The sequence below is a fragment of the Sphaerisporangium viridialbum genome (assembly GCF_049674955.1).
Classification (GTDB): domain Bacteria; phylum Actinomycetota; class Actinomycetes; order Streptosporangiales; family Streptosporangiaceae; genus Sphaerisporangium; species Sphaerisporangium viridialbum.
The window spans coordinates 9,647,892-9,672,491 of record NZ_CP187232.1; the positions used below are offsets into that span (position 1 = coordinate 9,647,892).

The window sequence follows — 24,600 nt, forward strand, 5'->3', positions numbered from 1 at the left end:
GCTGTTGCGTACGTACGGCTGAAGTGCGAGAACGTCACCCAGAGAGCGATGCCCCGGAGCCCCCGGGGCATCGCCCCCTTATGCCCGAACCCATGTTCGCGGGACTCGAATTCCTCAGTGCGCGCTTCGGAATCGACTTCGCCGAGAACGACTCCCCGGGTCCAGTTGCGTGGAATCGTCAACCGGCGAACAATTCCCACTTGAGCACCACTTAGGCTAGCTGGAAATCGGCGTGCCGGCCTTCGGCCTCGCAAGGGCGATGCTTACTCACCGACAGACCGCCTGGAGCGCGGATCAATGACGAGTGCCATCACGAGTCGTACCACTGTGATGACAATCGCAGGACCGATCATGAAGATCCATGGGCCAAGTGCGTTAGGCCCAAAGACGCTGATCAGAAGCGTCAGCAAGATCGATAAGCCGATGAACACAGTGAGGTAGACGATCTTACGCAAGGCGCGGGATGAATGAATCAGAAGCGCCCCGATGGCCAGGAGCAGCGGGGGACCATACATCGCGACCGCTCCGCCCAGAAACACGTTTCGGCTCCCTCACGTGTGGCGCTGACCCCTCAGAGTGATGTTCTCATGATGCGGGGATCACCAGGCAGTTTCGGAACAACCGGGACTGAGGCATGACCGGCGCCACTCCCTCTACGACAAGGTGTCCTATCCGGGAGCACTTCAGGGCGGCTGGACACGCGCCTCAATCGCAAGCAGGGCTCCTCGAGACTGGAACCAGGAACAGAGGCGCCCGCAGCCGAGGCAGGCCAACCTCTGTTTCTGCACACCGCCGGCACGTGACCACACGACCCCGCCAATTTCGGCGAGCAGCCGGAGAACCACCAGGGATGGTGGCAGTGGCCGCCGTTGATCGGCTGGGACAACCACCCACCCGGCTTCCGTGATCTCCTGGTCGACCACGATTTCGGCAGCGCCCATTTCGGCCTCAAGGACGGCTACTTCGAAGGAGAACTCGCAAAGGCCAAGCCGGCAGGCATCCCGTTCAATCCTTATGCCTGATCCGGCGTCAGTCGGCCGGCGGCTTCAGGACCTGGCGTCGTTCCAGCTCGTGCTGTTGAGGAAGTAGGTGTCGTAGAGCTCCTGGACCTCCAGCAGGCTTTCCGGCGGCACCTTCCCGTAGGCGATGCGCTCCAGATGGCGGAAATACTCGAATCGTTCGACGCCCGGGGTGATGACGATGAGGATGTCGGCGTCTTCTCCTGGGGCGGCGGCGAAGGCGTGCGCGAGACCGGGCGGAACGATGACCAGGTCACCGCGTTCCGCGGTCACGACCTGCTCGCCGGACAGCAGTTGCGCGGTGCCGCCGAGCATGTAGAACAGCTCGGCGGAGCCGTCGTGCCGGTGCGGTCTGGCACCGTCCGCACCGTCGACCAGGCTGACCCGCTGGGTCGACAGGGCGCCGCCGGTCGAGCTGCTGTCGGCCAGCAGCCGGATGGTGGTCGGGGCCCGGCCGATCACTTCCGCCTCCGCGGAACGGACGATCACGGACTCGTCGAAGTTCGGCACGATCAGCGACATTGGGTGTGACTCCTTGCTTGTGGGGATCGATTCGCGTTCAGACGGCGAACAGCAGGGCGGCGCTGAGTAGGACGATCACGGCGGTGGCGAAGTGGACGCCGAAGGCGATCGCCTTGGTGCCGCCGTGGCGCAGCACGATGACGGTGTCGCCGAGGGGTAGCAGGGCGACGATCAGCATGAACCAGGCTTCGGCGCGGGCGCCTGCGAAGGCGAGCAGGGCGAGGCCGAGCACGCCGTAACTGAAGTCGCGCAGGCCCTTGATGGTGAGGTAGGCCGGGTCTCCGTCTTTCTTGGCGGGGACGCCGTAGCCGGCGGCCGCGGCGCGGGGCGCCAGGAGGAACCGGGCGCCGATGATGATGACGAAGACGTTGAGCAGGATCGCCAGTCCGTACGCGATGGGGGTGAGCACGACCTTCTCCTTGCTAGCAGTGCTAGGTACAAGAGCAACACTAACCAATCATCGACAGAAACGCTAGCGGCGCTAGGATGGTGGTCATGTCCATTCAGGCGCGCCGGGAGCGCGAGCGAGCAGAGCGGGAACGGCTGATCGTCACGGCCGCGCGAGAACTGGCCGAATCCGAAGGCTGGGAAGCGGTGACCACGCGGCGGCTCGCCGAGGAGATCGAGTACAGCCAGCCGGTGCTCTATAGCCACTTCAAGGGCAAGGACGCCATCATGGCCGCGGTCGCGGTCGAGGGCTTCGCCGACCTCGCCGCCGAACTCCGCGCGGCCCGTATGGCGGTGGCCGACCCTCACCAGGCCCTCGCCGACGTCGGCGCCGCGTACGCCGTATTCGCCGAGCAGCGGCCCGCGCTGTACGACGCGATGTTCACGCACGCTGTCGACCTGCCGTTCGCCACCGCCGAGGCGCCGCCGGCCCTGCAGGAAGCCTTCGGCGAGCTACGCGAGGTCCTACGGCCTTTGGCGCGAGACGACGACCTGGAGACGCTCACCGAGACCTTCTGGAGCGGGTTGCACGGGCTCCTCACGCTCATGCGCAACGGCAGGCTCCGGCGCAAGGACCACGAGCGGCGGCTGGCACTGCTCCTCAGCCGCTTCTCACACTGACCCGCTGATCACATTCCCTGTTCGGCAGAGCCCGCCTGCGCCTGGTCGAAACCTGTGGCCGCTCCTCCGAGCAGGTCATGAACCTGCATGATCAAGATCGCAACTGGCTCGTGCGCGCAAGCGTTCGCCCCGGACCTGGTGCACGCAACGCCGAAGAGCGGCCTCCCGAAGGATTGGAAACGTACCGGCTACAGTTCTGGCCCACACAGCCATGACCTGCTGCTTACAAGTCGGCCGAAGCTGTAGGGCAGGTGGAGGGCACGCCTCTCGGTTCTGATCGTTACCTTGGCGGTATTCCTGAGGAGCGCAGAGACGGGGGATGTTGCGGGTGGAGACCACTTACGCGGACATCGCTTGGCTGGTCGAGGAAGACGAGTTGGGCGATCTGTGGTGTCTGGCCTTCGTAAGGGGGCTCGATGAGGCTGAGGCACTTCGGCGCATGGGCGCCAAGGAGGAGAGCATCCGGCCGCTGACCTACAAGGCGCTGATGGATGAGGGACTGTTCGAGGACATGGTCCTTGCCGGGCGTCTGGATGACTGGACCGTGCTCATCGAGGTGTACGGCTGGCAGGCAACAGAACCTGATGTTCTGCGGGCGCTGTCGGCCGGGACAGAGGTCGTGTCCGTCTTACGACACGACTACTACGCCAACGACTTCATGTATGCCATTGATGGAGAGTTGGTGACGTATTTCAACTATATGCACCCTGCACGACGGTACGGCAGTGATCCGGATCGTCTGGTGGCCACGATGATGGAGGCGGGCTTCGGTCCCGAACACCGGGGAGACGACGAGGAGGACGGCAACGCCCATCGCCCGACGATAGACGGAGCTCTACTGCTCGCGGCTCGGCTGACCGGCGTCGTCCTGACACAGGACGTCTTTAGCGGGCCCCTGATGGGCGGTGTTGTTGATTCACGTGCCTGATGCGGCATTGGCGGCTGGGCGTTCGTGAAGCCGAAGGGCAAGCAAAGCGGACGGTGCTGATTCCGCCGGCCCCAACCCGCTGCTGACAACTGCACGCCATCCCATCACGAGATCTGGGAGTCTGCCCAGGTCATTATGGGTGGGCGGCCAGGGACTCGAACCCTGAACCTACCGATTAAAAGCTCGGACGATCCTGGTTCCAGACAGTTCAATGCAGGTCAGCGGGTATACGCGGTCCAACCTGAACGGCTGTGGGCCACCTTGAACTGCAACCCTTGGGGGCGTACGAAAGCTGTTGACCTTCTACTTTCAAGCGCCCTCTTCGGCGACTGAGAGGTCAGTGCGACGGCAGTACGGACAATTCGCAGGCGTAGGCGTCGGCGGGTGCGCTCAGCACCCAGACGATCATTGCGGCGAGCGTCTGCGGTCGGATGCACAGTTCAGGATCGTACGGGCGACCAAAGGCGTTCCTGACCTCGCCCAGCAGGTCGGTCGCAGTCGGGCCGGGATAGATCGTGGTAACGCGTACTCCGTGGGCTGCTTCTTCCTCGCGCAGTGAATCGGCCAGCTCGTGTAGCGCTGCCTTGCTGGCGACGAAGGCCGACCAGCGCGCGACCCCGGTCATTCCAGGCGCGGCGTTGACGAAGATTACGTGACCGTGGGAGCGCCGTAACGCGGGTAACGTCAGCCGGGCCAGTTCGGCGGCGGAGGCCACGTTTACCGCGAGCGTCCGTCGCCACGTTTCGGGGTCGGCGTCGGCGACGGCTGCAACGGGCGAGATACCGGCGCAATGCACCAGCGCCTGAACATCCCCCAACCCCCTCGCATCCTCCAGCGCTCCCATCGCGGCGGCCAGCGTTCCGGGCTCGGCTAGATCCACCTCGATCCCCGGCACGTTCAGCCGCCCGACGTCGCGCCCCACGGCAGTCACCCGATGCCCGGCCTCTACCAGCGCGCCGACCAGCGCCACCCCAATCCCGCCGGTGGCTCCGGTGACTAGCACGTGCCCCATGGCGGCTCCCCATCCTCGGCGCTGCAGCATGATCATCGTACGCCTCGACGCCTGACCACAGCCCTGGGTCATTTCTGGCATGTGGGCGCATGGGACGGTGTGAGCCCGGGGTGATGTAGCGGTTGACGTACCCCAAGGCATCAGCAGCAGGCACGACAGTAACCAGTTTTCCCGGTGGGCCGTGGCTGAGGGACGAAGTCATGGACCTCCGATCGCCCCCGATCCCGTGTGATAGCCGGCCACAGCGAAAACACCTCACGGTGGGGAAAGCCGTCCCAGTCGAGAGCGGCCAGCCAATCAACCGCGTCAGGCCCCCAAGCCATGCTCATCAGCGAACTCCTCGACCCACCTCCGGAACGCCTCGTCGAGGTTCACAAGAGTGTTGTCCAGGTCAAAGAGCACGGTGCGATCCTACGAGGCCACCCCCATGCTCGCGGGAGCGCCCGGCATCCGCCCGGACATCCTCTGAAGGGTGCGGAAGCCCATCGGCTGAGACACGGTGGCGGCATCCCGGGCCCGCGATGTCCCCTCTATGGCACCTTCCGTGGCGTGTAATTCCGGACGGCTGCGATCGAGTCCGGAAATGGCTGTCATTTTTGCTGAGGTGGCCAGCGACCATCGAGCAGCGTGAACAAGTGGATATGTGGAAGGAAAAAGACGTCGATCGCCGTTTGTGACTCCAAGGAGCGGAAAAGCAAGCCCCCATAAGAATGGTCCGCCGGGGCGTTCTCGAACGGGACTCACTCGATTCGGAGAAATGTCGGAATTTCGGGACAGTGGTACGTTCAAGGGGGAGAAAATGCCCAAGTGTCCTAATGTTTTCGGGTTCCTCGCGATCAGCGCCGCACTAGCCGGCGGGGCCATACCCTTGGCCACTCCTGCCATCGCCGTATCCGCCGGGGGCACCGTCGTGACCGGCCTCGGTGTCGATCGCGCGGATCCCCAGAAATCGGACCCGCTGGGTACCGAGCCGGCACCTCAGGATGATCAGACCGCTGCAGCGATGCGGGAGTACCTGCAGGATCTGGCCGCGAAGAAGGAGTTCACCGGCTCGGCGCTGGTGGTACGAGGTGGGGAGGTGCTGGTGCGTTTCGCCGCCGGCGAGGCCGACGAGGAGCAGCACATCCCCGTCCGGCCGGACACGGTCTTCCGGATCGCCTCGGTAACCAAGCAGTTCACCTCGATGCTCGTGCTGAAGCTGCGCGACCGTGGGCTGCTCGGCCTGAACGACCCGGTCTGCCCGTATCTCGTCCCGTCATACATCAAGGCCTGCCCGAAGGCGTGGCGGCCCATCACGATCCGCGAGATCCTCACGCACACCTCCGGCATCCCCGACATCCAGGAAATGCCCGACTTCTTTCCCAAGCTCTCGCAACCGACCACGACCCGGGAAATCATCCAGCGGTTCGTGAACAAGCCACTGGACTTCAAGCCCGGCACCTGCTGGAAGTACAGCAACTCCGGCTACATCCTGGCCGGGGCGATCATCCAGAGGGTGACGCACAAGCCGTACGGCACCGTGCTGCACAACGAGATCACCGGCCCGCTGAACCTCCAGCACACCGGCTACAGCAGGGGAAATCCGCCCGACGGGTACGCAAAGGGCTACTTCACGCTCGGATCACCGGCCCCGCCCATCAACGGCTCCCAGGCGTTCTCCGCGACCGGCATCTACTCCAATGCCGACGACATCGTCCGCTGGGACCGGTCGTTCGGCGCGCACCTGGTCGCGCCACCCGCCACCGTCAAGAAGGCGTTCACGCCACAGGCAACGTGCCCCTCCAATGGCTGCCTCAACTTGCCGTCGACCGCGTACGCCTTCGGCTGGCTCGTCGACCGGCTCGACGGGCACCGACTCCGCTACCACCCAGGTCTTCTCCAGGGCTACGCGGCGAGCAACATGTACCTGCCCGATGACGACATCGCGGTAGTCGTGCTCAGCAACGTGCAGGACACCGATACCAACGGCATCGCCCGCCACCTCGCCACGATGGCCCTCAAGTCTTCTGAGTGCATCTGTTGAGTGCGGTCCGGAACCCTACCTCGTGGTCCCACGACCTCGCCGTGAAAGTCGACGGACATGGCGTGGGAGTGCCTCCCTGGACGACAAGCGTCGCGCTCGGAAAACTCGGCCAAGCACTCGGGTAGGAGCACAAGGACGTGCGCCCGGCATCATCGCCGGGCGTTCGGCTTACCCACGCCTCCATCTGGCTTGTCCGGGGAGGAGCGGAGCATAGTCGTAGCCTTGTTCGTCCAGCTCAGCACGAACCCACTGCGCAGCATCATCGTCTGGTTTGAGCTCTCGTAGGTGGAACTTGAGGCTCTCCACGGCTCGCCGCTCGCGTTCCCTTCCCCGCTTCGGAAAGAAATCGCCCGGCAAGTTATGGCAGATATCAGCGATCATCCCCATGTGGTCGACATGGTGGAGAGCCTTCTCAGGCTTGCCCTCTTCCAAAGCTTTGCGGACGAGGTGGCTTGTCGCACGGATCTCAATGAAGCCCCGGGCCATGAGCAGGCGTACAGCTTCTTGAGCCGATCCCCGCTCAAGCGGGGCGGGCCTGTGCTCCTTCTTCAGGTGCCGCAACCACTGCTTGACGTCGTAGCAGTCACAGTGCCCTTCGCGCTTCTCAATGCACGCCGCGTACTCACAGGTGTGATCGTGTCTGTGATCCCGTTCCCAAAGGTAGGTGTCACGACGGATCTGACTCGCAAGCCGCGCAATGCGATACTCCTCCCAGCCCGCCAGCCTCCGGGGCAAAGCCAGGAAACGCGACGATGGCAAGGACCTACCCAGGCTCTCCACGACCTGTGCTCCATCGTTCATCCTGAGCAGCACATACATGAACCAGGTCTCTTCAGCCGTCTCCGGAGGCAGCACATCCCAGGATCTAGCCGGTCGCGGGACAAAGTAATGCGTTCCCTTTGGAGCCAAATGCGCTGCCAGGTATTCGACAGCCTCCGGTTTCGACCTGCTACGAGGACCTTCCCGGAGCATCTCGATCACGGTGGGCGTATCGGCCGCACGGACCGTTCGGGCCGGCCTGGGAAGCCGCGCCTCTGAATCCCCGTCCTTCGCGGCCGGCCACGGGAGAAACCACATGTCATCGAGCTTGCCAGGAGGGGAAGGGATGTGCGCCAGTTCGAGGTGCAGCAGTTAGATCTCTGCATCAGGGAGACTGCGTATCTCGGCGCGGCCGTTGCTGTCAGCGCTGCTGTCACCTTAACCATGGCCGCCGGTGGCAAGCTCCGACGAAGGATGGGCTTGCCACCGATCGCCCCAGCAGTCAACGACTGCTACCGAAATCAGCGATCGTCACGGCCCTGCCATAGGACTCGACAAAGACACCCGCGTTAGGAGAGCGGTTGCGATCAGGGCCGCTTAGGTCTGTTGATCTGCGGCTATGGCTGAGACCGTGCTTGAACCGTTCTTGATCATTTCGAAAATGCTTCACGGACAGGAAATCGGGTGACCTCGGTCTCGCCTACTGAGCGGGCACTGACTCTGTCGCGGGACGCTCATCTGTCGCGTAAGACGTCCCATAGCCGTCCTTGACGAAGTTGCGTCCAGCAGAGTGGCGGTAGCTGCCAGTTGCGAGGCATTGACATCGATTGCACATCCCGGCAGGCTTTGCGAAACCGCCTGGGGGTCAGGTGGTGAACCCGGTTGTTTCGAGGTTGTTCCGAATAGCGTCGATCGATGTGTCCCCTCAGCGATGGTGGGGAATGCGTAGAGCCTCGTAGCAGTACCTGGACGTCGAGGGTCCCTTTCGCCTGCCGGGCGTTCTCGCCTGTCCGGGGGGCGGAATTCTGCCGTTCGTGCGTCGCCGTCTCGACTCGTTTCTGAAGGCAGGGAGGTGTCGCGGTCGTGGCTGCTGTGGTGCATCCATAGCCAGATCTTGAGTCGGCCTGATCGTCTTCTTTCGATGGATCGGAGATCTGATGCGTGTCGCCCTCCTCACCACGACTCAGCATGGTCACCTGAACCCGTATGTTCCGGTGGTCAATGCGCTCCGAACTGCCGGCAGTGAGGTTGCGCTACTGCTGTTGTCTGCGGACGGTGGCGCGCTCGACGAGCAGCGTCGCCAGGCCTTGGGCAAGGCGCAGGTCCACGCGATCGGGCAGGTCGAGATGGCGCCATGGAGCGGCGCCCCGGCGAAGATCGGCCCGATGCTCCAGTCGTCGCCGGTGGCAGACCAGACAGCTGACGCGCTCCGTGCGACGGCGCCGGACTTCGTGCTCGTCGATTCGCTGCCGGTCACGGCGTCGGCCATGGTCGGCGCACAGGCGTCCGGCGTGCCGTACGGGATGATCTGGGCCAACCTGGGTGGAGTATGCCCGAGCGAGCATCGACGAGGTCGCTGGCCGTACGACGAGCAGGTCGGCGACTATCTGACCAGGCACGGGGTGTTGTGGTCGACCCGGACTCATTCGGCGCGTTCGCCGATTCTCAATTTGATGCCGACGATTCCTGCTCTCGTCGGGGACGACGCGGTCACCGACGACGGTGTGCAGCTGGTCGGGTTGCCGGGTGCGGCGGGGACCCGCGGCGACGAGGTCGCCTTCTCGGGCCTGGATCGGATCGACCCCGACCGCCCGGTGGTGTACGTCTCCTTCGGCACGATCTTCTACCGGCGGCCGGACCTGCTGCGCACGGTGATCACCGGGGCGGCGGCGACCGGTGCACAGGTGATCGCTGCGGTAGGAGATCTCGCCGAGGAGCTCGCGCTGCCCGACGAAGTGCTCACCGCCCCATATCTGCCGCAACGTGAGGTGCTCGAGCGCGCCGACGTGTTCATCACCCATGGCGGCTACAACTCCGTGGCGGAGTCGATCCGGGCGGCGACACCGATGCTGGTGATCCCGCTGGCTGTGGATCAGCCTGTCCAGGCGTACTTCGTGGGTAGCGCGGGCTTCGGGACGGCGTTGGAGCCGGCCGGCGTCACCGAGCAGGCGGTCGCTGACGCTGTCACCGATCTGCTCGATCCCGCCCGGGACTACCGGGCCCGGCTGCGCGCTGCGCAGCCGGAGTGCGGCGATTCTGCCGTGCGCACGGCCGAGCTGGTCATCAGCACGATCGAGACGCTACAGCGAAAGAGGGAGCAGTGACGATCGAACTGCAGCGGCCGGTGGGCGACCCGATCGTGGTCGATGATCTTGAGCGCCTCTCGTTCCGGGTGGATCGCCGCGCCTACACCGACGACGACCTGGCCGCACGGGAGATGACCAGGATCTTCGATCGCTGCTGGTTGTACGTCGGGCACGAATCGGAGGTGCCCGGGCCGGGCTCCTACGTGGCACGCGACGTCGGCGGGCGCCCGGTGGTCATGGCGCGCGGGTCCGACGGGGTGATCCGGGTGTTTGCGAACAGCTGCACTCACCGCGGGGCTCTGATCTGCTCGCAGCCGGCCGGGCAGGCCAGATCGTTCCGGTGCCCGTATCACGACTGGACGTTCTCCAACCAGGGCGACCTGGTCGGGGTCCCGATCCCGGACGGGTACGGGCCAGGCTTTCGGAAGGCGGACTTCGGCCTGGCGCAGCACCGTAGTGACAGTTACCGCGGTTTCGTGTTCGTCACCTTCGATCCGGAGCAGCCGCGCACCTTGACCGAGTACCTGGCGGGTGCGACGGAGTACCTCGATCTGATCGACGACCAGTCCGAGGTCGGGATGGAGGTGATCCAAGGTGCGCAACTCCACGGGGCTCGGGCCAACTGGAAGCTCATGATGGAGAACAGCGTCGACATCTACCACTTCCGGGCCCTGCACAAGCGTTACGTCGGCTACATGGAGTCGCTGGGGTCGGTGCCACCACGACGACGAGGCGGCTTCGGCTGCGCCCTCGGACTGGGGCATGGAGCCAACGAGCTGCCACCGGCGGCAGCCCGCCCGCTCGCCTACTGGACGCCGATGTTCGGCGCCGAGGTCCGGCCGCGGATCGAGGCGACGGCCGCACGGTTCGTCGACCGGTTCGGCGCCGAACGCGCCGAACGGATCACCGGCACCAATCGTGCGGTGCTGATCTTCCCCAACTTGATGATCATCGACGCGATCGCGATCACGATCCGCAAGATCGACCCGATCGGCGCCGGCCAGATGGCCATCACCTCGGTCGCCCTGGCCCCCAAGGACGAGGATCCGGACATCCGGGAACTCCGCAAGAGTCACTACCTGACGTTCCTCGGCCCCGCCGGCTTCGCCACTCCCGACGACATCGAGATCGTCGAGTCGTGCCAGCGGGGTTATCTCAACCGCACGGTCCGCTACTCGGATCTGTCACGCGGTATGAACAAGAAGGTCCCGGAGACGACCGACGAGCTTCCCGCCCGCGAGTTCTGGCGGCAGTGGGACCGGCTGATGCACGGCGACGACGGTCACCCCGAGGTCGCTCACCGGGCCGAGATGCAAGGGGCAGAACCACGATGACCACCGAGCTGACGGTCGACGAAGCGGCCCAGGTGCGGTTGTGGCACCGGGTGAGCCAGTTCCTTTTCCGTGAGGCGCGACTGCTCGACGAGTGGCGCCTGCTCGAGTGGTACGACGAGATGCTGACCGACGACATCCGCTACTCGGTGCCGGCCACCGACGTCCGCGGCGAGACGGCCGATGCGCTCGGGCTCATCGACGATGATGCTGCCCGGCTACGCCAGCGGATCGAACAACTCCTCAACGGTGAGGTGTGGTGCGAGAACCCTCGGTCGCGGACGAATCGGATGATCAGCAACGTGGAGATCCTGACCGATCGGGGCACGCACCTCGACGTGGCGGCGAATGTCATCGTGTACCGGTTCGGGCACGGGCGCTCTGACGCCTACGTCGGAAAATGCCGGTTCGAGCTCGTCGTCGAGGGCGAGTCGTTCCGGGTCCGGAGACGGGTCGTGGTGCTCGACCACGAGACGTTGTACGAGCACGGAAAGCTCAGCATCATCCTGTGATCGGACAGTGACGGCGGCCGGCACTGGCAGCGTCCCACCCGTTGCCGCCGCCCAGCCGAGTCTCCCTCGCGAGGTCTACGTCCTCAGTGTCGTTGGTGGCTGCGTCATGCTGGGCCTGGGACTGGTGCTCCCGGTGCTCCCGGTGTACGCGGCGACGTTCGGGGCCGGGCCCACCCAGATCGGAGCGCTCGTCGCCCTGTTCGCGTTGATGCGGCTGGCCACCAGTCCGTTCTGCGGCCGGCTCGGAGTTCGTTTCGGGGAGCGGCGAGTCCTGGTCGCCGGCCTCCTGCTATGTGCGGTCTCCTCGGCCCTGACGGCGTTCGCCGGGTCCTACGGGCAGTTGCTCGTGTTCCGCAGCCTCGGCGGCGTCGGCTCAGTGCTGTTCTCGGTGTCCGCACTGGCGACACTCCTGGCGATCGCGCCGGCCGACCAGCGGGGCCGGGCCAGCGCCGTGTTCGAAGCAGGCTTCCTGCTCGGCGGGATCTGCGGACCAGCACTGGGCGGGCTCCTCGCTCTCATCGCCCTGTCCGCGCCGTTCGTGGCGTACGCCGTGCTGTTGCTGGCCGCCGCGGTACTGACACTGGCAGTGCTCCGCACCGGCCGAACTGCCGGCGCAGAGCCTGGCCGTGACGTGGTCCGGCTACCGGTCCTGCTGCGGGATCGACGCTACTTGGTGGCTTGCCTCGCAGCGTTGGCGCAGGGATGGGTCTTGTTCGGGCTGCGCAGCGCACTGGTCCCCACGGTGGTTGTGGCGTGGCGACATGACGTGACGTGGGTCGGGTGGGCGTTCACGATATCCGCCGTCGTTCAGGCACTGCTGATCATGCCGGCCGGCCGGGTTGTCGATCGGGCCGGCCGCCGGCCCGCCATGATCGCCGGCACCGGTGTGGCTGCGGCGGCGATCACAGCCTTGGTGTTCGTGGACAGGTACGCCTGGCTCGTCGTCCTGCTCAGTGTGTACGCGGCGGGATCAGCGCTGCTCAACGCCGCACCGGCCGCGCTGATCGGTGACGTCGTCGCCGGCCGGGCCGGCAGTGGCGTCGCCGTCTTCTCGATGTGCACCGATGTCGGCGCCGTAGTCGGACCGGTCGTCGTTGGGCTCATCGCCGAGCGGGTGAGTGTTCCGGCCGCCTTCGGCAGCGGCGCCGCGCTGCTGGTCGTCGCCTTCGTGGCGTCGTGGACGTTGACAACTGTTCGGCCAACACAAAGGAGTTGATCGATGAATCAGCCGTCTGCCCGACATGAGCGGGGTGAGGCCATGTTCCAGCAGGTCTTCGGCCGCGAACCGCGCCCGGGTTCCTACCCGGAGTTCCTGCAGATCACCGTCGACCACTTGTTCGGTGAGATCTGGACCCGCCCGCACCTGAGCGTCGAGGAGCGCGAACTGGTCGCGCTGACCGCGGTCACGCTGGCGCGGACCGATTGGGAGTTGCGCGGCCACATCGGTGCCGCCCTGCACCTCGGGATGTCGCGAGAGAAGATCGTCGAAGTCATCATTCAGCTCGCCTACTACGGTGGCTGGCCGGTCGCCAACAACGGGCTGCGCGTCGCCCAGGAGGTCTTCGCCGAGCTGGACGGCGCCACCGGGAGGGACGCCGGACCATGACCAGTGAACCGTCTCCGCTCGACCCGGCCGAGAAGGTCGACCTGTGGCGCCAGCGGTTCTTCGAGGCCCAGGCGGCCGCAGAGGAGTTCATCCTGGGAGAGCACGGCGAAGAAGGCCTGGCTGCGTGGATCCAGGCAAACTCCCGCATCACCGCGGAGCTACTGCAAGCGCAACGGCCCGCCGGGGTATCCGCCACCGATCACTTCATGACCCGGCTGCAGCGTCAGCTGTTGCTGTACGACTCGGCAGTGACCAGTGAGCCCCAGCCCTCGGGCACCGTCCTGCGCAACGCCGACTGTGGGATCCTCCGGTACCGCAAACGGGCCGCCCGCGCCGGCGTCGTACTGACGTTCTCGTCGCCGTGCCCGTACTGTCAGGAACTCAACACCGCCATCGCCGCCCGCTACGTGGAACCGGACGTCACGGTGTCGTGCGAACAGGCGGGCGACGGGTGCACCTGGCGCGCGGAATCTCCTCACGCTCCAGGAGAGGACGCGGCCGGGTCACCGCACCGCGGACGAGCCGGTGATTGAACCAACGGCAGTGCCGTGCGGTCGTTGGCCGGCGACCGGCTGCCGTCGAGCGTCATGCCGAGTTGCCGGCCCACGGCCACACACATGTCGAGCGCCGCGGTGCGGGTCAGGTCCTGATGATCGTTCTGGGTGAAGCACGCCGACGCCACGTTCTTGTTCCGTAGGCGCAGGTACCACGGGAACAACGATCCCAGTGCAGGCTCGGTCAGCATCGTGCGCGAATGCACGATCGTCCCCACCAGCAGGTTGCCGAACGGGCGTTGCCTGGCGTTCATGAAGCTCTTCAAGCGTTCCTGGAAGATCTTCAGCACCGCGGGTACGTTCCCCGCGTACACCGGCATGGCGAGCAGCATCGCCTGCGCACCCTCGGCCAGATCGACGACATGCTCGAAGTCGTCGTCGAGCGTGCACCGGCCCACCTCGGGATCAAGGCAGGTGTCCTCGCCTTCGCACATCGCGATGCGATGGTCGATCAAACGAATCCGCTGGATCTCCGCGTCACCGACCTCCCGGACGACGCCGGTAATCGCCGCCTCGAGCAGCGCGTCGGTCAGCGACGGGAGACGCTTCTGCGTGCAGGACAACGCAACGATCTTCATCCGAAGGGTCTCCCCTGTCCGCTCAGCGCCACCCAAGACCGGCCACCTGACGAAGCCCCCGTGGCCGCACACTGAGGCAGCCCCAACCTACCCACAATTGAGCACCACCGAAACGGGTATCGAAAAACCACGAGCAGGCGCCCTCACCACCGTCGGGCTGTGACGCCTCACTTTGTCGCTTGAACCGCGCCGGGGTACATCAGAGTCTCCATCAATCCCGGCGCGGTTCATTGACCGCATCCGGCAGAGCGAAGTATTCGCGAACTTTGGTGAAGAAGACTTCACGATGCGGATGACCTGCCCGGTCCAGATCGATCAACTACTCGCCCGCCGCCCTCCCGAGGTCGCGCTCATCGACGAATTCTTCAACCCAACTTACCAACGTCTTGTATCTCGACATGCGTACCTTCCATGACGCCATGGAGAGTGTGGTCAGCTTTTCACCGGACTGGCACGCCCGTGGTACGAGCTGCACGAGGCGACGCTGGTCGGCCGGCTGCTGATCCACCGCCATGCATAGATCCGGCGCCTCTGCCCACCGGTATCATTTGGCCCTTGGCGTCTTCCCGGAGCTGAACACGCAGGAGCCCGTTATGCAGTGGTCACCGGCCCACCTGGCCGTTGAACACGAGGACCTGCCACGGCTGTGCGAATTACTCGACGCGGGCCACGACGTCGAAGACGACAACGGCGATGGATGGACGCTGCTCCGCCACGCCATCGATACCGAATACGACGGCCACGTCCAAACGGGCGAGCCTTTGCACGCCGACGTCACTGCTTTCCTGCTGACGCGAGGAGCCGATCCATTACGCCCGTGCAATGGCATGCCGGTTGTAGTCGAGGCTGAAATCCGCGGCCACTGGCTCGCCGCCGAAATCATGAAGGCGTGGATCGAAAGAGGGAGACAACCGGCGTCCTACCCCTCCGAGGAGGGGCGATGCTAAGAGCTGCACGTCACGACCCTGGAGAGTGGCCGCTACGGACTACCAGCACTTCTCCAAAGGCGGCGGCTGAGACCACGGCTGCCCACTCCGCATTAGCAGCTCGGGAGGTCATCGTTCAGGACAGTCCTACCTGGACCAACGTCCCTCCCTGGAATGCCTGGAACGCGCTGGTAAGGCGGTGAACTGCAACCCAACCTGCAATCCGGGCGGGCTCATGACCTGCGCGGACGCGCGTACCTCTCCCGCCGGATCTTCCGCGTCGCCGTCGTCCCACCCTCCGGGGGAGCGGCCCGGGGCCAGGGCGCCAAGGTGGAGCGCCCCACCGGACGAACGACGTGCGCGCCCTGGCCCTGGTCTGCTTTACAGGGAACCGATGATTTCGCCAGTTCGTGGCCCCCGACCTCGCGTTTGTCCCTAGCTGAAGTAGTTCTACGGTTGAACACGCCAACCAATTCGGTTGTCAAGCCAGCTCTGGAAATGCCCCTTCGGGGCTTTCGTAGTAGCGGGCGATCGAGGCGCGGTGCGGCAAGGCGCCGCGCTGGAGGTGGCGGGGCTCCATGCGGACCCCGGTGCGTCGTTCGGCGAGTGCCAACGCCCCCTCGATGTACGGCGGGAAGACCTCGCGTTCCGGGTCGATGTCCACAATCATGCCCAGTTCATCGAGGTCCTCCCGCAGTCGTTCAGGGTCGGTGCTATCGCTCCAGTGGGCGAACGCCGGGTCCAGTCGCGCGACGATGTAGCCATCTACTGCATGGATGAAGTGGGAGTGGTGGTTGACATTGCGCTCAACGCTGGCGATCGACGTACCAGGCGACAGGGCGCGTACCACGTCACGCAAGATCCCGGCATAGCCATCCCACTCCACCATGATCGATCCACCGGTAGCGCGGCCGACTTCGATGGTGGCGAAACCTTCCTGTTCGGGGTCCTCGGTCAATGCCAGACGACGTAGCACGGCTTCAGGCGTGAGGTCGGCTATGAAGGTGAAGCAGAAGGATGCTGGTGCCCATCGAGACTGATCCCACCATGCGTAAACGTCCGTGGTTGCTCTGCGGTCGCCGCCAACGCGGCTCTTCAACTTTGAGGGGGTGCTCACCCTCACGCCGCTGGGTTGATCATGTGCACGCCAACCGTACGCGGCGGCGTTGGTTGTCCAGGTTTCGGAAGCCGAACGCCACGCGGGCGGCGTCCTTGATAAGCCGGTTCGTTCCCTCGGTTCGGGCGTTGGTGACACGCGTAGTAATGAACGCCAGCGTCTCTGGCCACCATTCTGCGATCGTCTCAGCGAGTGTGGTCAGCTCGGGGATGCCCGAGTCGGCGCACCAGGAGAAGAACCGGAACAGCCGGTGAGAGATCACCGACCGGGGCGCCTGGGTGCGGGCGCAGGCCAGCAGGGCACGCAGTTCTTCCTTGGCGATCCAGGCGGTGAGGATCTGCCCGGTGGGTTCGTGGTCGATCAAGGTGTTCCACATCGCCGTGAAGGTGCGTTCCGACAGGTGCTCGCGGGCGCGTAGCAGCCTGCGCCGGTTGGCCCATTCCGGATCGGTGGCACGGCCCCGGCGTCCGCGTTCCTCGCGGGTGACCCGCTGGCGCACCGCGGTCAGCGCCTTGTTGGCCAGCGCGACCAGGTGGAAGTGATCGACAACGATCGTGGCGTGCGGCAGAGCCTGCTTGACCGCGGTGCGGTAGCAGGCGGCCGGGTCGATCGCCACGATCTGCACGTGGCTCTTCCAGTCCCGGCCGCGGGTGTTCAGCCAGTCCAGCACGGCCTTGCCGGTGCGGCCGGCCGCCTGGCCGAGCAGCCCACCGGCCCCAGACAGGTCGACGAAGTTGGTCTCGAAGGGCTCGGTGCGCGTCCATGTCCCGCTTACCTGGTCCTTGAACCACTTGGGCCTGCCCCGGCGGGTCTCGTCGATGCCCAGCACTCGGGGTGGTTCGGGCTCGATCAGGACCGCATCGGCGTGAACGCTGAAGTGGCGGTGCACCAGCGGCCAGCCCAGCCGATACTCCCGGCTCACCGCCGCGACCGACCGGCCCGTGGCGACCTGGCGTGCGACCGCCCGGCACAATCGGCCGGTCACCCGAGCCCTGGGCGGGATCTCCGCGGTGGATTCGGTGAACGCCTTGCGGGGGCACAACTGCTCGGTGCAGGCGAACTGCCGTTTGTGCCAGCGCACCTCGATCGGCTCCTCGCCATGGGGGACGTCTCGCGGACGGGTCGTACGCCGTTGCCGAACCAAGGTCGAGATGACCCCGCATTCGGGGCAGGCGGCCCAATCCTCGGGGCGTTCGATATGCACCAACCGTCCCGTTTTCCCGTCGTCATCGGCGACGCGTTCGACCTCCACCACCGCTATTCCCGGCATGCCGAACAGGATCGAAGTACTGTCGTTCACAGCCCGTGGCCCCCGTCACTAACTGTCCTTGATCAACAGCCAGTGTTGCGGGGCTACGGGCTCTCGCCTGTCAGGGCACGCACAGGAACTTCCCCCTCAAGATCGAAGAGCCGCCAACGCTCACTGTGCTCACCGTTTCAGAATGCCAGTTCACCCCATCGGTGACCGGATCCACAGGAATTCGGTGACTGCAGCCTTCTTCCGTCTCGTCGTACAAGGCCAAGTGCGTGGGACACGGCCACATACGACAGTTGGGACACGTCCTTACGTCATCGAATGTGCAGTCATCGCAGCCGCGGGGATATCGACTGCGCGTGACATGGCGAGAGCAAGGACGCCACTGGGCGATGACGCCCAACTGGTGGAGGGCATCGACCCGAGCGACCGCTTGCACGGCCTTGTCCGAGAATTCCGGCACAGAAACCTCTCGATGGTTCGCTTCCGAAGGGGCGTAAGACGGCCTTCCTGATTATCCAGGGCAACGAATGTCTAATTCATCGGCCGGACAGAGGCCATGCCATGGGTGAGAACCGCACATGCTTCCGCCACTCGATCTTACGAGCCCGTGAGAACTCGGCTGTTCTGTCGGCCCCGAACTCCATCGCGCAAAATGCGACGGTGACAAGCCCCGATGCCCGGTGAGCCAGGGTGAGGAACGAACCCTGGATCCTCGATCGCCCCCGACCACGACGGACATCGGCCACCTCGTGGCGATCGTCGGGCTGCATTGGGGCGGCGGTGCGACCAGAGGCCGGCGGATCGCCTAGGTACGGCGCGGCGCGCGTGCGGCGACGGCCCGGAGTCCTGTGCGTCGCCGGGACCGGCCCCCAGGCGCACGCCCGGCGCACGCCGGCAGGCGCAGGGCCGGGCGACGGCGCGCAGCGCCGCCGCCCCTTGATACATACATAACAGAACAATTCGGCAAGATCCGCGTTACGGGTTTGCGGACTGTGCCTCGTGTGCGAGTGCGACGATTTCCGCGAGGATGCCGGGTGCGGCGGAGACGGTCGCTTTTGAGTTGGTGGTGTGCGGGGTTCCGTCGATGTCGGTGACGAGGGCGCCGGCTTCTCTGGCGATGAGGACTCCGGCCGCCGTGTCCCACGGCTTGTTGGCGAGCATGATGCAGGCGTCGGTTTTGCCTTCAGCAACCCATACGAGGTCGATGGCCGCGGAGCCGAACATGCGGACGCGTTGGGCTCGGGCGGCCAGTAGTTGGGTGATGGCGAGGCGGTCGCGGTTGCGTTCTTGGGCGTGGTCGCCTACGGCGTAGTCGCCGATGGAAACGATGGCACTGTCGAGTGTGCCGGTGGTGCTGGCTTTGATGGGTTCGTTGTTGACGGTTGCTCCGTCGCCCTCGGCGGCTGCGTAGAGGGAGCCGAGGAAGGGCAGGTCGATGACGCCGAGGATGGGAGTGTCTCCGCGGACGAGCGCGAGGGAGACGCCGCACAGCGGCAGGCCATGGAGGAAGTTGACGGTGCCGTCGACGGGGTCGAGCACCCATTGCAGGCCGCCTGTGGCGTGGCCGTTGGTGCCTTCCTCCTCGCCGAGGAACCCGATCGCGGGCGTGCGCTCGCTGAGGTGGTCGCGGACGGCTCTCTCTACGGCGTAGTCCACTTCTGTGGCCATGTCGCGGTCGCCCTTGGCGGTGATGACCCCTGGGAGGCGTGTGGTGATCAGTTCGCTGGCGATGGCTACGGCTTGCAGGGCGGTGGGCAGGAGTGCTCGTGCGTCGTTGGTCATACTGCTCTGCTTCGCTCCCACAGTGAGGTGAAGACCTGGTCGAAGACGGTGCCGTTGTCGCGGATGACGAGGGTGGGTGAGTCCAATCCGCGTGCTTGGGGCAGGTACGGCTGAACTACGCACGTCATTTGGTCCACGATGAGAATGTTGTACCGGATTGTCTCATCGTAAACCGCGAGCTCAAATCGCTTGGCAACCTCGGGGGCGAGCTGGGATCTGAGGCGGCTGAGCACGTTGATGTTCAACGCGGTGAGATGGACCAGGGTGTTGGGCGTCTGCCCTTCTTCCCGTTCGCGGGCTTTGATGGCTTCGCCTTTGGGGGTCCAGGAACAGGCATCGGGCAGGCCGATCGATCCGCGTAACCTGTTGCGGCACTTCTACGCGGTCCGGAAGCGTGCCGGGCTGGAGACGTACCGATTTCACGACATCCGGCACACGGCCGTCTCGCTCCTCCTCGATCTGGGCGTGCCTCCGCATGTGGTCCGCGAGATCGTCGGACACAGCGCCATAGAGGTCACAATGGACGTGTACGCGCACGCGTCATAGGAAGAGAAGACAAAGGCACTCAAGCGACTCGGGAAAGAGATCGCTTAGCGGGTTGATGTACCCGTTGATGTAAAAACCCCGAACCAAAATGATGGTTCGGGGTCTCGCTGGTCAGAATGTGGTCAGGGGCGGGGTCGAACCGCCGACCTTCCGCTTTTCAGGCAGACCAATCTCCCTGCTCGGCCCGAGGGAGACGAGGTCAGTGGGCGTGTACGGCTGTCGCTGCGCGCCCGTGGTGGCGGACGTTGTCGTCAGCGCTGTCGTCACCTTGTCCCTACAGATGCGGAGATAGAGGCCGATTTGGAGCGGGCACGGCAGGCACACACCTATCGATCTCCCTGCAACATCGCCATAGCGTGGATGACGGCCGAGACAACGTGATCGGCGCGGTGCGCGTTACCGGGCCGCGGCCAATCCAAGTCGTGCACAGACCCGGGGCGCATCCGCCGGCGGCCTCGGCGGTGAGGCCGTCTCGAATCACCCAGCAGCTCCCCATGGAGGGCCACACTGCGGCGCTCAGCTGTGATTTCGAACAGACCGCCCTCGGGCTTGGTGATTCCGCCCGCACTCGAAAGCGCCCACGCATCTGCGACATCGACCAACGGAAGTCAGAACAGGCATCCCGTCGGCTCCATGCACCGCTTGTCGAGGTGCCCAGCGACAGCGCCGCGCTGCGACTGCACTGGCGCACAGCATCGTGGGTTCCTCCGCCGGACGCCCATCCACCAGCAGGCTCCGTTTGGCCGACCGACTCACCGTCCTTGTGGACAGTGGACAGCGTGACGGAAGTGTGATGAGGCATACCTACGATCTATCCCAGTCGGGACGGACCGCGGAGACGTATCAAGGGCTGATTCATGAACGCGTCGAACAAGAATTATTTTGGGAAGTTTGCCGTGCTAGGGCTTTCCATTTCCCTGCCCATCGCCGCGAGCCTTGTAGGCGCGCAGATATGGCTGAGCAAGAATTCTTCAGCGCTGCCGACACCACCTGTGACGGTTACTGTCACGACATCTCGTCAGTCTGCTGAATTGGTATCGTCTGGCGTTACCTCGGCAACACCGACACCCACGACAGAATCTTCTCCGACCAAGAAGCCCAGGCCTTCTCCGACGCCCTCACCAAAACCCTCTCCGACATGGAAGCCCAAGCCTCGCCCTCAGGGCACGGTCGAGTTAGTCGAATGGCACAATCAAAGCGCCAATAACAAGTGTGTCGAAGTTCAGACGTTCTACGAAAATCGCTCAAACACGGCAATCAAGACGATCACTCAGACCTTCCTGACTGACTACACGCCAAAGCATCAGGCCGGACAGTACCCTGACAGTAAGAACGGCCCACTCAAGACGCTGACTCAGAGCGCGGGAATTCCTCCGTTCGAAACCCGGGAGATTACCTGGGACGTATGCGCCCCCGAGCTTGCAAAACTTATGAATCCCCCACCGGCCGATGGTACGGACGGATACATGTCCGAAGTCGGCGCGAGACCTAAGCGATTCAAATGGATATGGTTCTCACGCTGACCGGCTGATTTTAGGCGGATAAGCTATAGCTACGATGGCTGGCACCCTGGCCTACGCATTACGAGTCAAAACTATAGATCGTCTACCGACGTGCCTTAACGTCTCGTCGTACCTGGTGAGGGCACCTTTGACCATGATCAGCATCTCTGGCCATCTACCGCCATCTCGGGACGCTGTTAGCACCCGCGTTAGCAAGGTCCCGCGTCTGCTCGACCCTTCGATCTACCGGTCTTGCGTCCAGTGGGTTGCTGCCGGCGCTGCAACTTCTTAGATTCGGAGACGTGAAGTCACGCGTCGTACAGATCCTCGCCCCTCAACCTTCGGGGTGGTACAAGTACCCGACCAGTACGGGCGCCCAGGGTGGTTGCAGCCAGCACGGAACTCCCCCGTGTCACGATGACATCGTCGCGAGCGTGGTTCTCGCCGATGCTGGTAGCGACAATATCCAGTGGGCAGTCTGCCAACGCGGGCTTCAAGAGCTCAATGCCGAACATTCGCCTTCCGATGAGGCACCATCTAATCCGTAGGGAAAGGCAGATGCCTCGTCGATGGCATCCCGCGCTGCTCAGACAGTGGATGCGGTGTGATGCCGTGTGATCGCGTAAGGCAGTGTTGCTGTACGGACTGCTGTACAGCAGATCGGCTGCCGGACCATCGACGCAGCCGCGGTTCGGACTACCGAGGAGGGAAGTCCAATTCAACGAGGGTCTTAGACCCTGCTAACAAAAGCTTAAGTGCACGGCTTTCACATGCGGAAACGGGGCTAGCGACCGATCATGGTCGCGTCGGGGAGTGCCTGCTTGACCGCCTCCGGCGTGCCTACCACGACCGTCAACTTCCCCTTGGTCTTCTTAGCCGCCGCGTTCCCGTAAACCCGCGCCTTTCCCAGGTCCTTGGCCTCGACGGTGACGAACATCCGGGTGGGCGTGCACCATAGCGTCACCGTGCTCTCCGAGTTGACTCCGGTCATGGGTTCCGTGGGCCCCGCGAAACCCTCCTCTGCAGTGGTGATGTTCCCCTCGGACTTCGTCAGGTCTACGCTCATGTTGAAGGTGCCGCTGGAGGACCCCTGGTCGGCGAGCCCACACACACCCTTGCTGTGGATCCAGGGGACCATGTCGTACTTCGCGACCTGGATCCGCGCCAGCACCTTGTCCGCCCCGTTCGGCACCCCCGACCTGGATGCCGAATCCGGCAACGCCGCCAGTGGCCAGCGGCTCGGATCCTTGAGCAGCCACTCCTTCGGCTCCTCCGTCGAACACCCCGTCAGCAGCAAGACCGCAAATATCGCGATTATTCCCCTCATCAGTAGATCATCATAGTATGGAAGCGTCTTCACGTACGGCGCGCTCGCGCTGACGTTAAGGGGTGAAGCCCCACAGGTCGATAGCCCAATGATTGATCACGCCCCGGCGCTTCCTGACTCGAACCCCAACACCAAATCCCTTCGTCAGCAGGCTCTTACACCAACTCGGACGAGCCCGCCGGCGGATGGTTGGCATGCCGATCAGGTGCCGATCGGCGGACATCAGTCGGCGGCATCCTGCTGCTAATGCAGGCCCAAATCGGCAAGCTGGCACGGCCCCCGTCGTAGCCGACCACACCATGTGATCACCCGGGATACCATCGGCTCGCCTCTGACGCTTGGACCCAAAGGACGCAGATGCCCCGTCTGATCGAACGTCTTCTGGACACGGTCACCGTCAACTTTGGTGAGTTCATGCTTATGGACCTTGATGGTGCCAACGGACAACCGGAAGGAGCCCAGGATCTGCCCGAACTCGCGGGACGGGCGAACGTGACCAACTGGTTCGTCACGACCGCGAATCTCGCCATCCTCATTAGCCAGGGGTCCAACTGGCACGTCGTCGATGTGGCACTCGAACTCTGGGACGGGCAACCGCCCGCCGATGACAGCAAGTGGACCAGGAACGAGACAGCAGAGCTCTACTCCAGCTCAGGCAAACTGCGCCTGGTCGAAACCTGTGGCGGCCCCTCCGAGCAGATCATGAACCTGCATGATCAAGATCGCAACTGGCTCGTGCGCGCAAGCGTTCGCCCCGGACCTGGTGCACGCAAAGCCGAAGAGCGGCCTCCCGAAGGATTGGAAACGTACCGGCTACAGTTCTGGCCCACACAGCCATGACCTGCTGTTTACAAGCCGGAAGAAGATCGTCTACCAACATCTCTGGGCGCCTCTTCACCCCTGGTGAGAGCGCCTATACACCTGATCAACTTCTCCGAGCGTCCAGGGCTATCCAGGCACGCTGTTAGCACGCGCGTTAGCAAGATCGGCCCGACCGATAGCCGGATTCTGGCTACCACCTTGCGTGCAGGATTTCCATCGCATCAAGCACATCGGCCACTACGTGATCGGCACCATGTTCATGGCCCGGCCAGGAACCTCGATCGATCCAGACTGTACGAAGCCCAGCGGCTTGCCCCCCGGCGATGTCGGCCACGGGATGGTCACCCACCATCCATCCCCCACCGGCAAGGGTCATACCGCAGCGTCGCGCGGCGACCTCAAACAGGCCCATGGCGGGCTTCCGGATACCTTCGATCCCCGAGAGCGCGTAAGCATCCACGACATCGGCTAATCCCGTCTTCTGGATCTTGCCAAGCTGGTTGTCCGCCGTCCCATTGGTGACGATCGCCACACGCCAACCCGACTCACGAAGCCGCGACAGCCCATACTTCACCTCAGGCCGACAGCGGACGAGGCAGGGCATGCGCCGGCGGTAGCGGCTCCATAGCTCATCAACCGACTCCGACAGCGCGAAGCGATTTCGCACCTGGGCGAAGAAGACCTCACGATGCGGATAGCCCGCACGGTCAAGAGCGATCAACCAACGAGCCGCCTCACTGCCCAAGCCGTGTTCCTCGACGAACTCTCCAGCCCACGCCTCGAAAGCCTCATCCAAGTTGACGAGGGTGTTGTCTAGGTCGAAGAGCGCGAGCGGCTGCATGGCAACTCACTCTACGAAAACGGTTCGAATGCAGAGCCGTCCGTCCTAGGTCAACGCTGCGAGTGCCGGCTACTTCACTGAACTGGCGCACCGAACGATGTGGCTTGCTCACGGGGGGCCAGTGATACACCCTGGGACGACTTGATGTCTCAGCATAAGCAGTCTGGCAGCGTCCGAAATGTCCGGCCCCTCGAAAGTGCTCGAATTCCGCGCTCGTCGCCGACAACCCTGCAGGTCAGGCAGTGTGCTCCCCGCGCACGC

26 protein-coding genes and 1 CRISPR repeat array (1 of these 27 cut by a window edge) are annotated in these 24,600 nt (G+C 64.3%); of the genes, 14 read left to right on the plus strand and 12 right to left on the minus strand.

Annotation, left to right across the window (positions count from 1 at the left end; translation table 11 throughout):
• Positions 1 to 263 precede the first annotated feature (263 nt).
• Positions 264 to 539 carry a hypothetical protein gene (locus ACOZ38_RS43420; protein WP_424536648.1) on the minus strand — a complete coding sequence of 92 codons (276 nt, stop codon included), beginning with the start codon at positions 537 to 539 and terminating at the stop codon, positions 264 to 266.
• Between the two features lie 330 nt (positions 540 to 869).
• On the opposite strand from ACOZ38_RS43420, the gene ACOZ38_RS43425 reads away from it, so the two are divergent.
• Positions 870 to 1,022, plus strand: coding sequence for an NPP1 family protein (locus ACOZ38_RS43425; RefSeq protein WP_424536649.1), 153 nt, complete (start codon positions 870 to 872; stop codon positions 1,020 to 1,022).
• 24 nt (positions 1,023 to 1,046) lie between these two features.
• On the opposite strand, the gene ACOZ38_RS43430 is transcribed toward ACOZ38_RS43425, so the two are convergent.
• Both ACOZ38_RS43430 and ACOZ38_RS43435 read right to left on the minus strand, forming a co-directional pair.
• The gene (locus tag ACOZ38_RS43430; RefSeq protein ID WP_424536650.1) at positions 1,047 to 1,541 is read right to left on the minus strand and encodes a cupin domain-containing protein; all 495 of its coding nucleotides are present in this window, start codon (positions 1,539 to 1,541) and stop codon (positions 1,047 to 1,049) included.
• Between the two features lie 37 nt (positions 1,542 to 1,578).
• On the minus strand, positions 1,579 to 1,950 hold the full coding sequence (locus ACOZ38_RS43435) for a DUF4267 domain-containing protein (protein ID WP_405142441.1): 372 nt from the start codon (positions 1,948 to 1,950) through the stop codon (positions 1,579 to 1,581).
• Between the two features lie 86 nt (positions 1,951 to 2,036).
• Between ACOZ38_RS43435 and ACOZ38_RS43440 the strand changes: the two genes are divergently transcribed.
• Positions 2,037 to 2,609 carry a TetR/AcrR family transcriptional regulator gene (locus ACOZ38_RS43440; protein WP_424536651.1) on the plus strand — a complete coding sequence of 191 codons (573 nt, stop codon included), beginning with the start codon at positions 2,037 to 2,039 and terminating at the stop codon, positions 2,607 to 2,609.
• A gap of 319 nt (positions 2,610 to 2,928) precedes the next feature.
• Entirely contained in the window at positions 2,929 to 3,537 is a 609-nt protein-coding gene (locus ACOZ38_RS43445) for a DUF6461 domain-containing protein (RefSeq protein ID WP_424536652.1), read from the plus strand.
• Positions 3,538 to 3,874: 337 nt separating this feature from the next.
• On the opposite strand, the gene ACOZ38_RS43450 is transcribed toward ACOZ38_RS43445, so the two are convergent.
• Positions 3,875 to 4,585 (minus strand): SDR family NAD(P)-dependent oxidoreductase, encoded by a 711-nt coding sequence (locus ACOZ38_RS43450; RefSeq protein ID WP_424536653.1) that lies wholly within the window; start codon positions 4,583 to 4,585, stop codon positions 3,875 to 3,877.
• Positions 4,586 to 5,552: 967 nt separating this feature from the next.
• On the opposite strand from ACOZ38_RS43450, the gene ACOZ38_RS43455 reads away from it, so the two are divergent.
• On the plus strand, positions 5,553 to 6,572 hold the full coding sequence (locus ACOZ38_RS43455; protein WP_424536654.1) for a serine hydrolase domain-containing protein: 1,020 nt from the start codon (positions 5,553 to 5,555) through the stop codon (positions 6,570 to 6,572).
• A 168-nt stretch (positions 6,573 to 6,740) separates the two neighbouring features.
• Here ACOZ38_RS43455 and ACOZ38_RS43460 read toward each other — a convergent pair whose 3' ends face one another.
• Positions 6,741 to 7,553, minus strand: a complete 813-nt coding sequence (locus ACOZ38_RS43460) for a hypothetical protein (RefSeq protein WP_424536655.1) — start codon at positions 7,551 to 7,553, stop codon at positions 6,741 to 6,743.
• Positions 7,554 to 8,488: 935 nt separating this feature from the next.
• On the opposite strand from ACOZ38_RS43460, the gene ACOZ38_RS43465 reads away from it, so the two are divergent.
• From ACOZ38_RS43465 to ACOZ38_RS43490, 6 genes are read left to right on the plus strand one after another with little or no spacing between them, the layout of a single operon-like run.
• A complete protein-coding gene (locus tag ACOZ38_RS43465; protein WP_424536656.1) occupies positions 8,489 to 9,655 on the plus strand; it encodes a glycosyltransferase in 1,167 nt (388 codons plus the stop codon).
• Positions 9,652 to 10,971, plus strand: a complete 1,320-nt coding sequence (locus ACOZ38_RS43470) for an aromatic ring-hydroxylating oxygenase subunit alpha (RefSeq protein ID WP_424536657.1) — start codon at positions 9,652 to 9,654, stop codon at positions 10,969 to 10,971. The genes ACOZ38_RS43465 and ACOZ38_RS43470 overlap by 4 nt, the downstream gene beginning before the upstream one ends.
• Positions 10,968 to 11,480: an aromatic-ring-hydroxylating dioxygenase subunit beta gene (locus ACOZ38_RS43475; RefSeq protein ID WP_358046591.1), complete on the plus strand. Its 513-nt coding sequence runs from the start codon at positions 10,968 to 10,970 to the stop codon at positions 11,478 to 11,480. The genes ACOZ38_RS43470 and ACOZ38_RS43475 overlap by 4 nt, the downstream gene beginning before the upstream one ends.
• A gap of 7 nt (positions 11,481 to 11,487) precedes the next feature.
• Positions 11,488 to 12,696, plus strand: a complete 1,209-nt coding sequence (locus ACOZ38_RS43480; protein ID WP_424536658.1) for an MFS transporter — start codon at positions 11,488 to 11,490, stop codon at positions 12,694 to 12,696.
• 3 nt (positions 12,697 to 12,699) lie between these two features.
• On the plus strand, positions 12,700 to 13,086 hold the full coding sequence (locus ACOZ38_RS43485) for a carboxymuconolactone decarboxylase family protein (RefSeq protein ID WP_424536659.1): 387 nt from the start codon (positions 12,700 to 12,702) through the stop codon (positions 13,084 to 13,086).
• Complete coding sequence (locus tag ACOZ38_RS43490; RefSeq protein WP_424536660.1) at positions 13,083 to 13,619, plus strand: hypothetical protein; 537 nt, start codon at positions 13,083 to 13,085, stop codon at positions 13,617 to 13,619. The genes ACOZ38_RS43485 and ACOZ38_RS43490 overlap by 4 nt, the downstream gene beginning before the upstream one ends.
• Here ACOZ38_RS43490 and ACOZ38_RS43495 read toward each other — a convergent pair.
• Positions 13,562 to 14,218, minus strand: coding sequence for a flavodoxin family protein (locus tag ACOZ38_RS43495; protein ID WP_424536661.1), 657 nt, complete (start codon positions 14,216 to 14,218; stop codon positions 13,562 to 13,564). The two genes, ACOZ38_RS43490 and ACOZ38_RS43495, sit on opposite strands and share 58 nt — an antisense overlap.
• A 593-nt stretch (positions 14,219 to 14,811) precedes the next feature.
• Here ACOZ38_RS43495 and ACOZ38_RS43500 point away from each other — a divergent pair.
• Positions 14,812 to 15,165, plus strand: a complete 354-nt coding sequence (locus tag ACOZ38_RS43500; RefSeq protein WP_424536662.1) for an ankyrin repeat domain-containing protein — start codon at positions 14,812 to 14,814, stop codon at positions 15,163 to 15,165.
• A 460-nt stretch (positions 15,166 to 15,625) separates the two neighbouring features.
• Here ACOZ38_RS43500 and ACOZ38_RS43505 read toward each other — a convergent pair whose 3' ends face one another.
• From ACOZ38_RS43505 to ACOZ38_RS43520, 4 genes are all read right to left on the minus strand, one after another.
• Positions 15,626 to 16,102, minus strand: a complete 477-nt coding sequence (locus ACOZ38_RS43505; RefSeq protein ID WP_424536663.1) for a DUF6461 domain-containing protein — start codon at positions 16,100 to 16,102, stop codon at positions 15,626 to 15,628.
• Between the two features lie 178 nt (positions 16,103 to 16,280).
• Positions 16,281 to 17,561, minus strand: coding sequence for an ISL3 family transposase (locus ACOZ38_RS43510; protein ID WP_424532791.1), 1,281 nt, complete (start codon positions 17,559 to 17,561; stop codon positions 16,281 to 16,283).
• Between the two features lie 933 nt (positions 17,562 to 18,494).
• The gene (locus ACOZ38_RS43515) at positions 18,495 to 19,301 is read right to left on the minus strand and encodes an inositol monophosphatase family protein (protein ID WP_424536664.1); all 807 of its coding nucleotides are present in this window, start codon (positions 19,299 to 19,301) and stop codon (positions 18,495 to 18,497) included.
• The gene (locus tag ACOZ38_RS43520; RefSeq protein ID WP_424537199.1) at positions 19,298 to 19,651 is read right to left on the minus strand and encodes a DUF5919 domain-containing protein; all 354 of its coding nucleotides are present in this window, start codon (positions 19,649 to 19,651) and stop codon (positions 19,298 to 19,300) included. Before ACOZ38_RS43520 ends, ACOZ38_RS43515 begins: the two co-directional genes overlap by 4 nt.
• Between ACOZ38_RS43520 and ACOZ38_RS43525 the strand changes: the two genes are divergently transcribed.
• The gene (locus ACOZ38_RS43525; RefSeq protein ID WP_424536665.1) at positions 19,539 to 19,847 is read left to right on the plus strand and encodes a tyrosine-type recombinase/integrase; all 309 of its coding nucleotides are present in this window, start codon (positions 19,539 to 19,541) and stop codon (positions 19,845 to 19,847) included. The two genes, ACOZ38_RS43520 and ACOZ38_RS43525, sit on opposite strands and share 113 nt — an antisense overlap.
• A gap of 857 nt (positions 19,848 to 20,704) precedes the next feature.
• Positions 20,705 to 21,370, plus strand: a complete 666-nt coding sequence (locus tag ACOZ38_RS43530; RefSeq protein WP_424536666.1) for a hypothetical protein — start codon at positions 20,705 to 20,707, stop codon at positions 21,368 to 21,370.
• 763 nt (positions 21,371 to 22,133) lie between these two features.
• Here ACOZ38_RS43530 and ACOZ38_RS43535 read toward each other — a convergent pair.
• Entirely contained in the window at positions 22,134 to 22,709 is a 576-nt protein-coding gene (locus ACOZ38_RS43535) for a hypothetical protein (RefSeq protein ID WP_424536667.1), read from the minus strand.
• Positions 22,710 to 23,033: 324 nt separating this feature from the next.
• Here ACOZ38_RS43535 and ACOZ38_RS43540 point away from each other — a divergent pair, with 324 nt between their 5' ends.
• Positions 23,034 to 23,516 (plus strand): hypothetical protein, encoded by a 483-nt coding sequence (locus tag ACOZ38_RS43540; protein WP_424536668.1) that lies wholly within the window; start codon positions 23,034 to 23,036, stop codon positions 23,514 to 23,516.
• Between the two features lie 172 nt (positions 23,517 to 23,688).
• On the opposite strand, the gene ACOZ38_RS43545 is transcribed toward ACOZ38_RS43540, so the two are convergent.
• Entirely contained in the window at positions 23,689 to 24,339 is a 651-nt protein-coding gene (locus tag ACOZ38_RS43545; RefSeq protein WP_424536669.1) for an HAD family hydrolase, read from the minus strand.
• 244 nt (positions 24,340 to 24,583) lie between these two features.
• Positions 24,584 to 24,600: direct repeats of the CRISPR family, unit length 29 nt; it runs 2,328 nt beyond the window's last position.

Coding starts and splice junctions, on each gene's coding strand:
- ACOZ38_RS43430 (WP_424536650.1), bottom strand. CDS start 1,541: ATGTCGCTGATCGTGCCGAACTTCGACGAGTCCGTGATCGTCCGTTCC.
- ACOZ38_RS43440 (WP_424536651.1), top strand. CDS start 2,037: ATGTCCATTCAGGCGCGCCGGGAGCGCGAGCGAGCAGAGCGGGAACGG.
- ACOZ38_RS43445 (WP_424536652.1), top strand. CDS start 2,929: ATGTTGCGGGTGGAGACCACTTACGCGGACATCGCTTGGCTGGTCGAG.
- ACOZ38_RS43450 (WP_424536653.1), bottom strand. CDS start 4,585: ATGATCATGCTGCAGCGCCGAGGATGGGGAGCCGCCATGGGGCACGTG.
- ACOZ38_RS43455 (WP_424536654.1), top strand. CDS start 5,553: ATGCGGGAGTACCTGCAGGATCTGGCCGCGAAGAAGGAGTTCACCGGC.
- ACOZ38_RS43465 (WP_424536656.1), top strand. CDS start 8,489: ATGCGTGTCGCCCTCCTCACCACGACTCAGCATGGTCACCTGAACCCG.
- ACOZ38_RS43475 (WP_358046591.1), top strand. CDS start 10,968: ATGACCACCGAGCTGACGGTCGACGAAGCGGCCCAGGTGCGGTTGTGG.
- ACOZ38_RS43485 (WP_424536659.1), top strand. CDS start 12,700: ATGAATCAGCCGTCTGCCCGACATGAGCGGGGTGAGGCCATGTTCCAG.
- ACOZ38_RS43490 (WP_424536660.1), top strand. CDS start 13,083: ATGACCAGTGAACCGTCTCCGCTCGACCCGGCCGAGAAGGTCGACCTG.
- ACOZ38_RS43495 (WP_424536661.1), bottom strand. CDS start 14,218: ATGAAGATCGTTGCGTTGTCCTGCACGCAGAAGCGTCTCCCGTCGCTG.
- ACOZ38_RS43500 (WP_424536662.1), top strand. CDS start 14,812: ATGCAGTGGTCACCGGCCCACCTGGCCGTTGAACACGAGGACCTGCCA.
- ACOZ38_RS43515 (WP_424536664.1), bottom strand. CDS start 19,301: ATGACCAACGACGCACGAGCACTCCTGCCCACCGCCCTGCAAGCCGTA.
- ACOZ38_RS43525 (WP_424536665.1), top strand. CDS start 19,539: ATGTTCAACGCGGTGAGATGGACCAGGGTGTTGGGCGTCTGCCCTTCT.
- ACOZ38_RS43530 (WP_424536666.1), top strand. CDS start 20,705: ATGAACGCGTCGAACAAGAATTATTTTGGGAAGTTTGCCGTGCTAGGG.
- ACOZ38_RS43540 (WP_424536668.1), top strand. CDS start 23,034: ATGCCCCGTCTGATCGAACGTCTTCTGGACACGGTCACCGTCAACTTT.
- ACOZ38_RS43545 (WP_424536669.1), bottom strand. CDS start 24,339: ATGCAGCCGCTCGCGCTCTTCGACCTAGACAACACCCTCGTCAACTTG.